Origin of the sequence: Nonomuraea sp. SBT364 (genome assembly GCF_001083785.1) — a bacterium.
In the GTDB taxonomy this organism is placed as follows: domain Bacteria; phylum Actinomycetota; class Actinomycetes; order Streptosporangiales; family Streptosporangiaceae; genus Nonomuraea.
In genome coordinates this window covers 1-13713 of the sequence record NZ_LAVL01000204.1, presented here as the reverse complement: position 1 = coordinate 13713, position 13713 = coordinate 1, and the positions used below count along the sequence as shown (strand labels likewise).

The window sequence follows — 13713 nt, the reverse complement described above, 5'->3', positions numbered from 1 at the left end:
GTTGGCGGAGCGGGCGGCGCAGGCTGGGGGCACGCTGGACGCGGCCCGGTCGGGGCCGGACGGGTTCCTGCTGGCGATGGAGGTGCCGGCGTGATCAGGGTGCTGCTGGCGGAGGACATGCACATGATCCGCGCCGCCCTGACGGCGCTGCTGCGGCTGGAGCCCGACATCGAGGTGGCCGCCGAGGTCACGCGGGGCGACGAGATCGTCCCCGCCGCCCTGAAGACCCGCCCCGACGTGGCCGTCGTCGACATCGACCTGCCGGTCCTCGACGGCATCACCGCCGCCGCGCAGCTGCGCGAGCGGCTCCCGTCGTGCCGGGTCCTGGTGCTGACGGCGCTCGGGCAGCCCGGCCAGGTGCGGCGCGCGCTCGCGGCGGGCATCGAGGCGTTCCTGGTCAAGGACGCGCCCGGCGACCGCCTGGCCGACGCCGTCCGGCGCACCGCCGCCGGGCTGCGCGTCCTGGACGCCGAGCTGGTGTCGTCGGCGATGGAGTACGGCGAGAGCCCGCTCACGCCGCGCGAGTCCACGGTGCTCAAGGAGGCGGCCAGAGGCGCGACGGCGGAGGAGATCGCCGCCCGCCTCCACCTGTCGCCGGGCACCGTGCGCAACTACCTGACGGGCGCGATCACCAAGACCGGCGCCCGCAACAAGATCGACGCCATCCGCGTCGCGCAGGACGCCGGCTGGCTGTGACCGCCGTCAGATGTCGGTGACCCGCACTCCGGCGTGCGCCTTGTAGCGGCGGTTCACCGAGATGAGGTTGGCGGTCAGCGCCTCGACCTGGAAGGCGTTGCGCAGCCGGCCGCCGTAGACGCCGCGCACGCCGGGGATCAGCCCGGCCAGGGCCTGCACGGTGTCGGTGGCCTCGCGGTCGTCGCCGAGCACCAGCACGTCCAGGTCGACCTCGTCCACGGCCGGGTCCATGAGCACCACGGCCGACACATGGTGGAACGCGGCCACCACCCGGCTGTCGGGCAGCACCGCCGCGGCCTGCTGGGCGGCGCTCCCCTCGGCCACCGGCAGCGCGTAGGCGCCCTGCTTGTCGAACCCGAGCGGGTTCACGCAGTCAACGACGATCTTCCCGGCCAGCTCCGCGGCCAGCGACTCCAGCAGCGCCTTGTGCCCGTCGTACGGCACGGCCACGATCACGATGTCGGCCCCGGCCGCCACGGCCGCGTTGGCGGCGCCGGTCGCGCCCGCGCCGATGGACTCGGCCGCCTCCCGCGCCCGTTCCTCGCTGCGCGACCCGATCGCCACCCGGAGCCCGGCCAGCGCGAACCGCCGCGCCAGCCCCTTCCCCTGGTCGCCGGTGCCGCCGAGAATGCCGATGGAAAGCCCGCTCACGTCAGTCATAGGCCCGATCATGCCAGCTACACCTGCCGCCGCGTCCTCCCGGGGTTCCTCCCCGGCGCGGAGTCCGTACACCTCAGGGGCCCGGCGGGGGGGCCGGGCCCGGCGGGGTGGTCAGCAGTTGCCGGACGCGGGCAGCCCGTACAGGCGCAGGGCGAGCCATTCGATCGCGAGCGGCCCGCCCTGGACGGCGCCGAGCACGTGACTGGACGCCGACAGGGACGCCCAGCGGACGTTCGCGCCCGTGGCGCAGTACTCGCCGCGGAGGGTCGCGCCGACCGCGTGCGGGATCGTCTCGTCGCCGCGCGCGTGATACAGGAACAGCGGCACGCGGGGCGGGGCCGAGCCGAGACGGTTCTCGGCGAGGCGGGCCAGCCACTTGGGCTGGTCGAGCAGGTCGACGGGGCTCAGGTCGGCGAAGCGCAGCCCGGCGAGCTTGCTGAGCTCACCCACGCAGTCGTCGGCGGCGTCGGCGAGCAGCGCGCGGCCCCGCTCGTTGAGGTCGGCCTCCAGGTCGAGCTCCGGGTAGGCGGCGTCGAAGCCGACGCCGGCGACCGCGGCCAGGCCGAAGTCCGCGCTGCCGTCCAGGTGGTCGGCCACTGCGTGCAGGTCGGCGGGCACGCCGCCCGCGGCGACCCCCTTGAGCCGGAGCTCGGGCGCGTACGACTCGTGCAGCTGAGCGGCCCAGCCCGCCGTGGCGCCGCCCTGCGAGTAGCCCATCACCGCCACCGGCGCCCGGTCGGACAGGCCCGCGCCCGGCACGCGCATCGCGGCCCTGATCGCGTCGAGGACGGCGTGCCCCTGAGAGACGCCCGCCATGTACGTGTGCTGCCCCGGCGTGCCGAGCCCCTCGTAGTCGGTGACCGCCACCGCGAAGCCCTTGAGCAGGAACAGGCTGATCAGGGCCAGCTCGGCCTCGGTGCCCTGGCGCATGGCGGCCGACGGCGCGCACTGGTCGCCCAGCCCGTGCGTGCCCGGGGCGTACCCGACGATGGGCCGCCTGCCCAGCGGGTAGCCGGCCTTGGGCACCAGGAGCGTGCCGGACACGGCGTTGGGCGAGCCGGTCGCGGAGGTGGAGCGGTAGACGACGTGCCAGGCGTTGACCGGCACCTTCAGCAGCTCGCCCGGCAGGAGGTGGACGGTGGTCGGCTCCGCGGAGACGACGTCCCCGGCCGAGGCGGCGCGGGCCGGGGCCGCGACGAGGGACACGAGCAGTAAGAGGATCATGGACATGCTGACGCGGACACGTAATCTCATGTGCCGCCCCTCCTCAGGGTGGGATCACTCACGGGACGGCGGCGCCGCGAGCCGATCGTTACCCGGCAGTAACCACCTGTCAAGGCCCGAAATGACGGCGCAACAGCACGAATGTCAGATCCTCGGCATCCGCGCTGATCGGAACATCCGGGAGAACGGTCACCGAATCGGCATCGGTCATGCACCATGAATGGATGGACTCAGGATCGGTCAGCCTGCTGCGCGAGCTCCTCGCCGAGACCGGCTGGGTGGAACGCACCCGTGAGCTGGGCCGCGCCCTCCGGACCACCCGCTCCCCCGGCGGCCTCCTGCTCGTCGGCACCCCGGACGACGAACCCTGGCACCTGACCGCCCACCTCGCCGACGAGGCCCGCCTGTCCGACCTGCCGCAGCTCGCCCCCACGCTGGTCCGCTGGGCCCCGCCCCCCGGCCCCCCGCCGCACCTCCGCGTCAGCCTGGACCGCATCCAGCGGGCGGCCCGCGGCGAGACGCTCTTCGTCGTCGCCGGGGAGCGGGCGCCGGTCCCGCTGCTCGAACGCGTCGACGACGCCCGCCGCACCGGCGCCACCATCCTCGCCCTGGAGACCGGCGACCCCGAGCTGTCGGGCCTCGCCCACGACTCCCTCGCCGTCCCCGCCCGGGGGCCCATCACCTTCGACGGCGCCCAGCACCTGGTCAGCACCGCCGCCGGCGAACTCCCCCACCGCCCCGGCCTGCGCGACCGCCTGGCCCGCCTCCTCACCCGCGTCAGCGGCCCCCACATCCCCGACTGAGTTCCGGCCCGGGCGCCGGGCGCGGTCAGGTTTCCTGGACCTGGGGAAGGTGGGTGCGGAGTGTGGGGTCGAGGGCGGCGGTGGCGTCGGCGATGGCGGAGATGACCACCGCCTGCACCGGGTCCGGCTCGCCCGACCGGGTGCGGCTGACCCGGGTGACGGCGTCGATGCGCCGGGAGCCCACGTCGCGGATGTCGGTCACCCGTACCTCGCCCACGGGCACGTCCAGGAGCGCCAGGGTGGGCACGATGGCCACCCCGTGCCCCGCCGCCACCAGCGCCAGCGCGGGGCCGAACTCGGTGATCACGTGGACCCTGCGCGGTTCGAAGCCGTGCAGCCCCGCGAGGCGGTCGAGGGCCTGCCCGGAGGCCTGTCCGGGCTCGCCGGCGACCCAGGGGACGGCGGCGAGGTCGGCGACGTCGCGGGGCGGGTCGCTCCAGGACGCGGGCACGACGATGCGGTACTCGTCGATGTAGAGGGCCCGCGCGGCCAGGGAGGGCTGGGCGAGCACGGGCAGGCTCATGTCCTGCTCGGTGATGAGCACGTCGACGGCGCCGTGCCTGAGCTCCTGGAGGGCGGGCCGGCCGTACACCTCGTGGATGGAGGGCACGATCCGCGGGTGCAGCGTGGCGAGCTCGCGCAGCGCGGGAACGAGGATGTGGGTGATCACGGTGGGGAACGCGGCGATGCGCACCGGCCCCGACAGCCGTTCGGTGAAGCGGGTGAGCTCGCGGCGGGCCTCGGTCAGCTCGTCCTCGACGCGCTCGGCGTAACCGGCCAGGACGCGGCCGGCGGGGGTGAGCGAGACGCGGCGCTGGGAGCGGTCGATCAGCGCGAGCCCGACTTCGCGTTCGAGCTGGGCGAGCTGCTGGGAGACGGCCGACGGGGTGAGGAACAGCGCCTCGGCGGCCCGCATGACGCCGCCCCGGCGGGCGACCTCGTGGAGGATGCGCAGCCGACGGGGGTCGATCTCCATAAAGCTCAGCTTACGCTATTGTTTAGGATTTTTTATTTGCGCTTCAATACCGAAGATCCGGACAATGGCCCGCATGGATCTGCTCCTCGACGTGATCGGCTGGATCGGCGCGGCCCTGCTGCTGACCGGCTACTACCTGGTCTCCTCGTCCCGCATGAACGGCGACGCGGTCCCGTACCAGCTCGTCAACCTGGCCGGCTCGGTGGGCCTGATGGTCAACAGCGCCTACTACGCCGCCTGGCCGTCGGCGGGGCTGAATCTCGTGTGGGCGGCCATCGGCGTCGTCGCCCTCGTCAAGCTGGCCCGCCTGGCCGCCGCCAGGACCCCGTCGCGCACCCAGGAGCAATGATGATCGTCGAGCTGAGCCACCGCATCGTCCAGGGCATGGCCACCTACCCCGGCATCCCCGGCCCCGAGCTGGGCGAGCACCTGTCGCGGGAGGACTCCAGGAAGGTCTACGCGCCGGGCACCGAGTTCCACATGGGCACGATCACGCTGGTCGGCAACACCGGCACGTACCTCGACACGCCCTTCCACCGCTACGCCGACGGCCCCGACCTGTCGCGGGTCCCGGTGGCCAAGCTGGCCGACCTGCCGGGCCTGGTGGTGCGGGCGGGCGCGGGGCGTGAGGTGACGATCGGCGACGACCTGGACGTACAGGGCCGCGCGGTGCTGATCCACACCGGCTGGGACCGCCACTTCGGCACCCCCGCCTACGCCCACGGGCACCCCTACCTCGCGCCGGAGTCGGCGCGCCGGCTGGCCGAGCTGGGCGCGGCGCTGGTCGGCATCGACTCGCTCAACATCGACGACACCCCGCCGCACGGCGAGCGGCCCGCGCACACGGCGCTGCTGGCGGCGGGCATCCCCGTGGTGGAGCATCTGACGGGCCTTGCGTCGCTGCCCGGCGACGGGTTCAGGTTTCACGCGGCGCCGCCGATGATCGCGGGGCTGGGCACCTTCCCGGTACGGGCCTACGCGGTGGTCCCGGAGATCCCTTCCTAGACCTCAGGGCTGGATCTGCACGCAGTCCGTGGCCCACAAGGCGTGCGTGACCGTGTTGGTGATCTCCGCCGTGCGGCAGAAGTGGTACGCCGGCGGGGCCGCGATCGTCACGTCGGCGCTCCCCGTCCCGCGGCATCCGCGCCCGGAGAAGTCGTAGTTGAGCCCTACGGGCGGGAAGGTCTGACCTCCCAGCAGGCACACGTAGTCGTGAGCCCGGGCATGCGCCGGTGCGGCCATGACGGAGGCTGTCAGCAGTGCCGCGCCGAAGACGGCGGCCAAGCGTTCAACGGACATGTCCCGACCGTAGAACCCCCTGCGCGGCTCGCCTAGGCGCCGGCCATCACCAGGGTGTGTGCGTTCCTCACAAGCGAAGAAGCCCCGCCTCCGGTCCCCAGGACCGGAGGCGGGGCGGCGTCCGCGGCGGTTCAGAGGATCCTGATCCCGCTGATGCGGACCCCACCCGGGTGGTTCGGCCAGGTGAAAACGGTGTACTTGGGGATCGGCTGAGCAGGCTGCCACCTTCCGTCCCCGTACCACTGGACGCGGTTGTTGCCGGTCGAGATCCGGGTGACCCACCAGTGCGGCATGGCGTAGTAGTCCTCACCGGCGTTGGCGTAGCAGTAGTCGGCTGACCGGTGGCCGGTCTGGTGGATCGTGGCGCGCACGAGGTCGTCCCGGCCGGCGCAGGGGACCTCGTTGATGGCGTACGCGGGCGTCGAGGTGGCGACGGTGAGCGCGGCCGTCATCGCGACAGCCCCCAGGGCGGCCAGGACCGTCCGTTCGGCGATTCGTGCCATGAGGATTCTCCTTGCTCGAAGTGCTAACACCGAAAAGTTAACACTGTCGCTCACCGATAACAATGGCTTGTTAGCGGCATTGTTATCGGTATTCGCCATTTCCCGTTAGCATCGATGCATGTGCAGCATGAACAGGCGGGAAGAAATCCTCGACGTCGCGGCGGAACTGCTGGCCCAGGGGGGCGGCGACGCCGTCTCGACCAGGGCGGTCTGCAAGGCCGCCGGTGTCCAGGCGCCGATCCTGTACCGGCTGTTCGGCGACAAGCAGGGCCTGCTGGACGCCGTGGCCAGCCGCGGCCTCATGTCCTACCTCGCCCAGAAGCAGGGCATGGCGTCCAGCGGCGACCCCGTGGAGGACCTGCGGCGCGGCTGGGATCTGCACCTCGGCTTCGGCCTGGCCGAGCCCGCCCTCTATGCGCTGATCTACGGGAGCCCCCGGCCGGGCGCCGAGCCCGACGGGGCCAAGCAGGCTTCGGAGATCCTCGCCGGGCTGGTGCACCGCGTCGCCCTGGCCGGCCGGCTCCGCGTCCCGGAGCGGCGGGCGGCGCGCGTGATCCACGCGGCCGGGCGTGGCACCACGCTGGCCCTGATCGCCACCCCGGAGGCCGAACGCGACCTGGACGACGCGCGGATCGTCCGCGAAGCGGTCATCGGCGCCGTCACCGACCCCGCCCCGGCCGGCTCCGCGCGCACCGGGGACGACGTCGTGGCCGGCGCCATCACCCTGAAGGCCGCACTCCCGGACCTGACGGTCCTCAGCCCGGCCGAGAGCCTGCTGCTGGGCGACTGGCTCGATCGGATCATCGACGGGTGATGCGTGCTTCCCGGACCGTCCGGCCGGCTGCGCGCCTGAGGCGCGAAACAGCCTTGACCTTAGTCGTCAGCCTCGTCGGCCTCGTCCCAGCTCTTGTTGCGGTCGGCCGCACGCTGCAGGGCGCCCGCGGCCTCCTGCTCGGTCGCGTAGGGGCCGAGCCGGTCCTTGTTGGGGCAGCCCTGGTCGGGCTCGACGCGCATGTGCTTGAGGCAGAACCACCATTGGCCATCGCTCACGTGACCAATTCTGCCCCGTAGACTCGTGTTTCATGACGACTCTGCTCCAGCCCGGCCGAATTTCGCCCATGCGAAAGGTCCCCGCCCACATCGAGCGGCCGGAGTACGTCGGCAAGAAGCGCCCCAAGACCGGCGAGCCCGACGTGAAGACCCCCGAGATGATCGAGCGGATGCGCGTGGCGGGCCGGATCGCCGGCCAGGCCCTCGAAGAGGTCGGCCGGCACGTGCGGCCGGGCGTGACGACCGACGAGCTCGACCGGATCGGCCACGACTTCCTCGTCGCCCACGACGCCTACCCCAGCACGCTCGGCTACAAGGGCTACCCCAAGTCGCTGTGCACCTCGATCAACGAGGTGATCTGCCACGGCATCCCCGACGACACCGTGCTGCGTGACGGCGACATCGTCAACGTCGACATCACCGCCTACATCGGCGGCGTGCACGGCGACACCGACGCGACGTTCCTGGTCGGCGAGGTGGACGAGGAGTCGCGGCTGCTGGTCGAGCGCACCCGCGAGGCGATGATGCGGGCGATCAAGGCGGTGGCGCCGGGCCGCCAGCTCAACGTCGTGGGCCGGGTCATCGAGGCGTACGCCAAGCGGTTCGGCTACGGCGTGGTGCGCGACTTCACCGGCCACGGCATCGGCACCACGTTCCACTCGGGCCTGATGGTGCCGCACTACGACGACCCGTCGCTGCGGGTCGAACTCGTGCCGGGCATGACGTTCACCATCGAGCCGATGCTGACGCTGGGCACGATCGACTACGACATCTGGCCCGACAAGTGGACGGCCGTGACCAAGGACGGCAAGCGCACCGCCCAGTTCGAGCACACGATCGTGGTGACCGACTCCGGCAGCGAGATCCTCACTCTCGCCTAGGCACCACGCCCGTCACGGTGGTGCCCTCGCCCTCCACGCTGCGCACGGTGAGGGTGCCGCCGATCTCCGCGAACGCCGCCCGCATGCGGGCGATGCCGCGGCCCGCCCTGTCCGGGGCGAACCCCCGGCCGTGGTCGCTGACCGTCATGCGCAGGCCGGCGCTGCTCACCGTCACGGCCACCGACACGACGGAGGCGCCGCTGTGGTGCTCGGCGTTGGCCAGGGCCTCGCGGATCGCGGCGAGCACGCCCTCCGCGATGGGCGACGGCACGTCATCGCCGGGCAGCGCCCACGTCTCGACGGTGACACCGGTGCGCCGCGACCAGTCCGCCAGACAGCTTTCGAGCGCCTCCTTCAGGCTCTCTCCCCCGCGCATGCGCGTCTCTTTCACCAACCGACTTCCGCCTTCCTGAACACCCCGGACGGGCGCGATCCCCGCCTGCGGCCTGGCGGCGTCGCGCGCACCTTCCCCCTTGCGAAAAAGGCTACCCGGCGGTGCCGCCGGTCCGGAGCGTGAGGTGCCGGATCGGCTATTCGGACTTGTCGAGGCGGTTGAGCTTGGCGAGGTAGTCGTTGTAGGAGTTGAGCTCGGGATCGCCGCCGGGCGCGCGCTCGGCCTTGCGGTCGTCGCGGCGGGCCTTGCGGTCCTCGCTCTGGTACCACTGCACGGCGATGGCCAGCAGCACGATCAGCGTGGGGATCTCGCCGAACCCCCAGGCGATGGCGCCGCCGTTCTGCTGCTCCCGCAGCAACGGCCCGCCCCAGGAGCGGTCGAGCTGCTCGTACCAGCCGGAGGCGATGACGGTGCCGGTCATCATCAGCGCGATGCCGAAGAACGCGTGGAACGGCATGGTGACGAACAGCAGCAGCAGCCGCCCGACGTGCGGGAGCTGGTGCGGGCCCGGGTCGACGCCGATGACCACCCAGAAGAACAGGCTGCCGCTGATGAGGAAGTGCAGCGTCATCGCGATGTGCCCGAGGTGCTCCTGCATGGCCGCCTCGAACAGCGGCGTGAAGTAGAGCGCGTAGGTCGACGCGATGAAGATCGCGGTGGCGATGGCCGGGTGCGCGGCGACGCGGACGAATCTGCTGTGCAGGATCGCGGTCAGCCATTCGCGCGGCCCCCGGTCGCCCCGGACGGCGGCGGGCTTGAGTGCGCGCAGCGCGAGCGTGACGGGCCCGCCGAGGACGAGGAAGATCGGCACGATCATGGCCAGCGTCATGTGCTCGATCATGTGCACGTCGAACATGACCTTGGAGTAGCGGGCCAGGCCGGTCTGCGTGGCGATGACGAGGACCAGGACGCCGATGTACCAGGACGCGGTGCGGCCCCATGACCACGCGTCGCCGCGCCGCCGCAGCCTGGCCACACCCACCCCGTACAGGCCGGCCAGGACGGCGGCCACCAGGGCGAAGAACAGGTCGAACCACCACAGGGAGGCGAGGTTGGCGAGCGAGATCGGCGGCGGGACCGGGTAGCCGAGCAGGTCGAAGGCGCGGTCGGCGGGCAGGCTCACGGGCGGCGGCGGAGTGCGCGCGAGCGCGACGGCCAGGCCGACGGTGGCGAGCATGAGCACCAGCTCGCCGCCGGCCAGGCGGGTGAAGGCGCGCGGCGCGCCGGCCTCCAGGCTGACGAGCGTACGCTGCCGGTGCCACCAGCCGACGTAGCCGAGCAGCGTGAACGTGACGATCTTGGCCACGATGAGGATGCCGTAGCTGGACGTCCACAGGTCGGACACCGCGGTGAGCCGGGCCAGCACGCTGAAGACGCCGGACAGCCCGACCCCGACGTAGAGCCACAGCGCCAGCCGGGAGAAGCGGGCGGCGGCGACGCCGAGCTGCGGCTCCTTGCGCACCGCGTGCAGGGCGAGCACCCCCAGCCCGCCCACCCACAGCGCCAGCGTGAGCAGGTGCAGCGACAGGCCGGTGGTGGCCAGCCCGTGGTTGGGCGAGGACGAGGAGTGGCCGGTGAGCGCCGGCGGCAGCATCGTGACGAGCGAGAACAGCAGCAGCGCGCCCGCCGCCCCGGCGGTGATGGCGCCGCGCGAGAACAGCGCGATCGACACCCCGAAGAGGATCACCAGCGTCAGCGAGATGCCGGGGCTCTCCTGGGTGGCGTAGCCGACGAGGAAGTCGCGGTTGAGGATCTCCGGCACCGGCTTGGCCCACACGTCGGAGACGCTGAAGACCATGGTGAGGAACGCGGCCCCGGCCCAGGTCAGGGCCGTCCAGGAGGCCGCCCGCAGATAGCCGAGCGCGCTCGCGTCGAGCAGCCCCTTGCCCGCCTTGCCGCTGGGCAGCAGGACCGCCGCCGCCAGCAGCAGCCCGACCGTCGTCACGCCGGCCACGTCCATGAAGAGCTTGGACAGCGGCAGGCCCCACCGCGTGAACGCGCCCGACGAGGGGACGCCAAGGATGATCCGGGGAAACGCCGCGCCTCCGGCGACCATGGCGATCACGAGGGCGGCGACCGCCGCCCCGGCCGCCGCCAGCGCGAGACGCGCGGCCCGGGTCACGGCTTCTTCTTCCGCGCGCTGAGCAGGAAGCCGATGCCGATGCCGACGAGCGCGCCGACCACGATGAGCAGCCAGACGGGGAAAGACCCCGAGCTCTCCTCGGCCGCCGCCTGCTCGGTGGCGGCCGGCGCGGCGCTCGCCGGCGGGCCGGCCTCAGCCGTGGCCGGCGCACTGGCCTCGGGGCTCGCGGCGCTCGCCTCGGCGCTGGCCGCCGGGGACGGCGACGCGCCCTTGACGGTGAACGGGATCTCCCCGTCGATCGGGTGCCCGTCGGAGGAGACGACGCGGTAGGCGATCGTGTATTTCCCGTCGGGGAGCTCGCCCTTGAGCTTCTGCCTCACGACGGGCCCGTCGGCCTCGGGGTCGCCGGCCTGGTGCTGGACGTCACCGGGCCCGCGCACGATCACGAACGGCATCCGCACCTTGTTGGAGAATTCGAGCGTGACCTCGTCGACGGACTTGACCGTGGCGTCCTTGGCGGGGTCACTGCTCTTGAGCGTGTCGTGCGCCTGCGCGGGGGCGGCGGTGACGAGCACGAACAGGGCGGCGAGAATCGCGGTGAGGGCCGCGAACGGGGAATTCTTCATGGCATCCCAAGGCTACCGACGCCGCCGCCCGGTCGGGACTCCGCCGCTACAATCCGGCGCAGGCCAGCGCGCGGCGGTAGAGATCGGCGCTGCCCTCGGCGTCGCCGAGGAACTCCATCGTCTCGGCGGCCGCGTACCAGGTGCGGGCGGCTCGGCGGGAGTCGGGGAGCGGGTCGAGCCAGTCGCGCACGCCGCGGAGCTCGTTCTCGGCCTCGGCCTGCCTGCCGAGCGCGCCCTTGGCGCGGCTGAGCAGCAAGTGCGCCTCGGCCTCCAGGGCCCGGGAGTTGCCCGACATCAGCGCCTGGCCGGCCTCGCCGAAGACGATCGCCTGCTCGTAGTCGCCGGCGATGAGCGCGGCACGGGCCAGCTCGACCTCGCTGTTGGCGCGGTCGGTGGTGCCCGCCGAGGTCTGGGCCAGCTCCTGGCGGGCGCGCAGCAGCGCCTGGCGCGCCTCGTCCACGGCGGACGGCCGCAGCCGCAGCATCATGCCCGCGTAGGCCATGCGGATGCGGGCGCTGTTGCGCGGCTGGCCGTTCTCCGTCTGGATGGCCAGCGCGCGCTCGGCCAGGCTCAGCGACTCCTCCCCGTGACCGGTGGTCTCGGCGACGAGGGCGGCGTTCCAGTAGGCGGCGACCATCGCCCTGGGGGTGTTGAGCATGTCGGCGGCGTTGAGCAGCTCGCCGGCGAACTGCCGGGCGCGCAGCAGGTCGCCGCTGTCCATGTAGGCGGCCAGCAGCGTCGCGCCGAACTCGACCAGCGCGTCGGACCAGGCCGGCCGGGACGGGCCGCCGAGGATGTCCTCGCCGACCTTGACCGCCTCGCTGAGCCGGTCGCTGACGCGGTAGGCGCGGCACAGGGCGATCGCGACCTCGATGCGGCGCTCCGGGTTGAGCTCCTCGGCCTGCAACCGCTTGAGGACGGAGATCGCCTCGTCGAGATCACCGCAGGCCTCCACGGCGAGCGCGAGGCCGAATTCGGTATCTTGACGCAACGACGTCAGACCTGTCAGGTTATTGTTCTCCAGCAGCTCGGCGAAGCGGGTGCGAGCCTCGCGAACCTCGCCGTTCTCGAGAGCGAGCCTCGCATAACCGAGCGCGAGTTCGATATCTTCCATCTGCTCGGCAGTCACCCCATTGAGCAGATAGGAGAGCGAGCAGTCCAGCTTCTGAGCGAGCAGCTCCAGCACCGAAGGGGTGGGAGTACGTTTGCCGCTCTCGATCAAGGAAACGTAGCTGTCCGACAATTCAGGATGCGCGAGTTGTGCCTGCGACATGCCGCGCTGTCGCCGGACCGTCTTAATGCGGAGTCCGACCAGGTCTGATGTGGTCACAGCCGTTGCTCCCTGAGATGATGATGTCCAAGCAACACACACCGCCCGAGGGAGAACCCCCATGCGCACACGTCTTGCCCTGACCGCACTTGCCGCCATCGTCACGGCCGTGGTGGCCGTTGGCAGCAATGGTACGACCGCTATGGCCGGAACGTCTCCTGTCATCGCGCATTTCGAGGTCACACCCTGCTGCTGACCCCGAGGGCTCCCGCTCTGACGAGCGTACGCAACGGTCCGGGAGAGGCCGCCTTCCGCACAAGGAGGCGTCTTCCGGGCCCCGCGAGGAGCTTCGGGGAAGCCGTCCGGACACCTCGGACGCCCCCGCATCACGCACAGCCCCCTCAAGTTAGACGATAGTTCTACATTTCTTCTACAGAGCTCCTTGTCGCCCCATTTTCAGGACGATCCGGACTACGCAGCGTTGCGCGGGGAGATCGCTCATGGCCGAGCACGTCCGCATCCGGCTCCTCGGTCCGGTCGCGGCGATGCGCGGCGCCGCCGCCGTCGACCCCGGCTCACCACGTCAGCGCGCCGTCCTGGCGATCCTCGCCTCGCACCCCGGGCAGGTGGTGCCCATCCCCCGCCTCGTCGACGGCCTGTGGGGCGAGCACCCTCCGCGCAGCGCCGAACAGAGCGTCTACACGTACGTGGCCGGGCTCAGGCGCGCGCTGGAACCCTCCCGGAAGCGGCACCGGCACTCCGAGCTGCTGGCCGGGGGCGGCGGAGGCTACCGGCTGGAGGTGGATCCCCGGCACGTGGACGCCGTCGTCCTCGCCGGGCACGTCGAGTCGGCCCGGCTGGAGATGCGCCGCGACGCGGCGGCGGAGGCGCTGGCCAGCCTGGAGGCTGCGCAGTCGCTGTGGCACGGCGACCCCCTGTCGGGGGTGCCGGGACCGTTCGCCGACGCCGAGCGCGCCCGTCTGGCCGAGCTGCGCCTGACCGTCGCCGAGCGGCACGCGGAGGCGCTGCTGCGGCTCGACCGGCCGTGCGACGCCCTCGTCCCCTTACGGGACCTGACCCGCCGCCACCCGATCCGCGAACGGCTGCGCGAACTGCTGATCCTGGCGCTGCTGCGCAGCGGCAACCGGGCGGAGGCGCTGGAGGTCTACAACGAGGGCGGCCGGATCCTGCGCGAGGAGCTGGGAGTCGACCCCGGCGCGTCCTTACGCGCCGCCTACGACCTGGCCC

General features: G+C 72.2%; 17 protein-coding genes. 7 read left to right on the top strand and 10 right to left on the bottom strand.

Annotation, left to right across the window (positions count from 1 at the left end; genetic code table 11):
* Positions 1 to 90 precede the first annotated feature (90 nt).
* Positions 91 to 696, top strand: coding sequence for a response regulator transcription factor (locus ADY59_RS42465; RefSeq protein WP_049575479.1), 606 nt, complete (start codon positions 91 to 93; stop codon positions 694 to 696).
* A 6-nt stretch (positions 697 to 702) separates the two neighbouring features.
* Here the strand turns inward: ADY59_RS42465 and npdG are convergent, their stop codons facing one another.
* Together npdG and ADY59_RS42455 are read right to left on the bottom strand one after the other, a co-directional pair.
* A complete protein-coding gene (gene npdG, locus ADY59_RS42460) occupies positions 703 to 1356 on the bottom strand; it encodes an NADPH-dependent F420 reductase (protein ID WP_197094112.1) in 654 nt (217 codons plus the stop codon).
* Positions 1357 to 1467: 111 nt separating this feature from the next.
* Positions 1468 to 2610 carry a lipase family protein gene (locus ADY59_RS42455; protein ID WP_082310826.1) on the bottom strand — a complete coding sequence of 381 codons (1143 nt, stop codon included), beginning with the start codon at positions 2608 to 2610 and terminating at the stop codon, positions 1468 to 1470.
* A 194-nt stretch (positions 2611 to 2804) separates the two neighbouring features.
* On the opposite strand from ADY59_RS42455, the gene ADY59_RS42450 reads away from it, so the two are divergent.
* Positions 2805 to 3383 (top strand): hypothetical protein, encoded by a 579-nt coding sequence (locus tag ADY59_RS42450; RefSeq protein WP_049575469.1) that lies wholly within the window; start codon positions 2805 to 2807, stop codon positions 3381 to 3383.
* 25 nt (positions 3384 to 3408) lie between these two features.
* Here the strand turns inward: ADY59_RS42450 and ADY59_RS42445 are convergent, their stop codons facing one another.
* Positions 3409 to 4359 carry a LysR family transcriptional regulator gene (locus ADY59_RS42445; protein ID WP_049575467.1) on the bottom strand — a complete coding sequence of 317 codons (951 nt, stop codon included), beginning with the start codon at positions 4357 to 4359 and terminating at the stop codon, positions 3409 to 3411.
* Between the two features lie 73 nt (positions 4360 to 4432).
* On the opposite strand from ADY59_RS42445, the gene ADY59_RS42440 reads away from it, so the two are divergent.
* Together ADY59_RS42440 and ADY59_RS42435 are read left to right on the top strand one after the other, a co-directional pair.
* Entirely contained in the window at positions 4433 to 4708 is a 276-nt protein-coding gene (locus ADY59_RS42440) for a CBU_0592 family membrane protein (RefSeq protein WP_049575483.1), read from the top strand.
* On the top strand, positions 4708 to 5364 hold the full coding sequence (locus tag ADY59_RS42435) for a cyclase family protein (protein WP_049575465.1): 657 nt from the start codon (positions 4708 to 4710) through the stop codon (positions 5362 to 5364). Before ADY59_RS42440 ends, ADY59_RS42435 begins: the two co-directional genes overlap by 1 nt.
* Positions 5365 to 5367: 3 nt before the next feature.
* Here the strand turns inward: ADY59_RS42435 and ADY59_RS42430 are convergent, their stop codons facing one another.
* On the bottom strand, positions 5368 to 5658 hold the full coding sequence (locus ADY59_RS42430; protein WP_156326081.1) for a hypothetical protein: 291 nt from the start codon (positions 5656 to 5658) through the stop codon (positions 5368 to 5370).
* A 131-nt stretch (positions 5659 to 5789) separates the two neighbouring features.
* Positions 5790 to 6161 carry a beta/gamma crystallin domain-containing protein gene (locus ADY59_RS42425; protein WP_049575459.1) on the bottom strand — a complete coding sequence of 124 codons (372 nt, stop codon included), beginning with the start codon at positions 6159 to 6161 and terminating at the stop codon, positions 5790 to 5792.
* A 118-nt stretch (positions 6162 to 6279) separates the two neighbouring features.
* Here ADY59_RS42425 and ADY59_RS42420 point away from each other — a divergent pair, with 118 nt between their 5' ends.
* The gene (locus ADY59_RS42420; RefSeq protein WP_049575458.1) at positions 6280 to 6975 is read left to right on the top strand and encodes a TetR/AcrR family transcriptional regulator; all 696 of its coding nucleotides are present in this window, start codon (positions 6280 to 6282) and stop codon (positions 6973 to 6975) included.
* Between the two features lie 59 nt (positions 6976 to 7034).
* On the opposite strand, the gene ADY59_RS50755 is transcribed toward ADY59_RS42420, so the two are convergent.
* Positions 7035 to 7211: a hypothetical protein gene (locus ADY59_RS50755; protein ID WP_156326080.1), complete on the bottom strand. Its 177-nt coding sequence runs from the start codon at positions 7209 to 7211 to the stop codon at positions 7035 to 7037.
* A 32-nt stretch (positions 7212 to 7243) separates the two neighbouring features.
* On the opposite strand from ADY59_RS50755, the gene map reads away from it, so the two are divergent.
* Positions 7244 to 8092: a type I methionyl aminopeptidase gene (map, locus tag ADY59_RS42415; protein ID WP_049575455.1), complete on the top strand. Its 849-nt coding sequence runs from the start codon at positions 7244 to 7246 to the stop codon at positions 8090 to 8092.
* Here map and ADY59_RS42410 read toward each other — a convergent pair.
* From ADY59_RS42410 to ADY59_RS42395, 4 genes are all read right to left on the bottom strand, one after another.
* Positions 8079 to 8468, bottom strand: a complete 390-nt coding sequence (locus ADY59_RS42410; RefSeq protein ID WP_049575454.1) for a sensor histidine kinase — start codon at positions 8466 to 8468, stop codon at positions 8079 to 8081. The genes map and ADY59_RS42410 overlap by 14 nt on opposite strands.
* Positions 8469 to 8622: 154 nt before the next feature.
* Positions 8623 to 10608: a cytochrome c oxidase assembly protein gene (locus tag ADY59_RS42405; RefSeq protein WP_049575451.1), complete on the bottom strand. Its 1986-nt coding sequence runs from the start codon at positions 10606 to 10608 to the stop codon at positions 8623 to 8625.
* The gene (locus ADY59_RS42400) at positions 10605 to 11195 is read right to left on the bottom strand and encodes a copper resistance CopC family protein (RefSeq protein WP_049575448.1); all 591 of its coding nucleotides are present in this window, start codon (positions 11193 to 11195) and stop codon (positions 10605 to 10607) included. Before ADY59_RS42400 ends, ADY59_RS42405 begins: the two co-directional genes overlap by 4 nt.
* A gap of 46 nt (positions 11196 to 11241) precedes the next feature.
* Positions 11242 to 12525 carry a helix-turn-helix domain-containing protein gene (locus ADY59_RS42395; protein ID WP_049575446.1) on the bottom strand — a complete coding sequence of 428 codons (1284 nt, stop codon included), beginning with the start codon at positions 12523 to 12525 and terminating at the stop codon, positions 11242 to 11244.
* Positions 12526 to 12965: 440 nt separating this feature from the next.
* On the opposite strand from ADY59_RS42395, the gene ADY59_RS42390 reads away from it, so the two are divergent.
* A partial coding sequence (locus tag ADY59_RS42390) for an AfsR/SARP family transcriptional regulator (protein ID WP_049575443.1) occupies positions 12966 to 13713 on the top strand: 748 nt, incomplete at its 3' end.

Excerpts from the sequence above, each read along its gene's own strand:
- npdG (WP_197094112.1), bottom strand. The coding sequence starts at position 1,356 with ATGACTGACGTGAGCGGGCTTTCCATCGGCATTCTCGGCGGCACCGGC.
- ADY59_RS42455 (WP_082310826.1), bottom strand. The coding sequence starts at position 2,610 with ATGAGATTACGTGTCCGCGTCAGCATGTCCATGATCCTCTTACTGCTC.
- ADY59_RS42450 (WP_049575469.1), top strand. The coding sequence starts at position 2,805 with ATGGACTCAGGATCGGTCAGCCTGCTGCGCGAGCTCCTCGCCGAGACC.
- ADY59_RS42445 (WP_049575467.1), bottom strand. The coding sequence starts at position 4,359 with ATGGAGATCGACCCCCGTCGGCTGCGCATCCTCCACGAGGTCGCCCGC.
- ADY59_RS42440 (WP_049575483.1), top strand. The coding sequence starts at position 4,433 with ATGGATCTGCTCCTCGACGTGATCGGCTGGATCGGCGCGGCCCTGCTG.
- ADY59_RS42435 (WP_049575465.1), top strand. The coding sequence starts at position 4,708 with ATGATCGTCGAGCTGAGCCACCGCATCGTCCAGGGCATGGCCACCTAC.
- ADY59_RS42430 (WP_156326081.1), bottom strand. The coding sequence starts at position 5,658 with ATGTCCGTTGAACGCTTGGCCGCCGTCTTCGGCGCGGCACTGCTGACA.
- ADY59_RS42425 (WP_049575459.1), bottom strand. The coding sequence starts at position 6,161 with ATGGCACGAATCGCCGAACGGACGGTCCTGGCCGCCCTGGGGGCTGTC.
- ADY59_RS42420 (WP_049575458.1), top strand. The coding sequence starts at position 6,280 with ATGTGCAGCATGAACAGGCGGGAAGAAATCCTCGACGTCGCGGCGGAA.
- map (WP_049575455.1), top strand. The coding sequence starts at position 7,244 with ATGACGACTCTGCTCCAGCCCGGCCGAATTTCGCCCATGCGAAAGGTC.
- ADY59_RS42410 (WP_049575454.1), bottom strand. The coding sequence starts at position 8,468 with ATGCGCGGGGGAGAGAGCCTGAAGGAGGCGCTCGAAAGCTGTCTGGCG.
- ADY59_RS42400 (WP_049575448.1), bottom strand. The coding sequence starts at position 11,195 with ATGAAGAATTCCCCGTTCGCGGCCCTCACCGCGATTCTCGCCGCCCTG.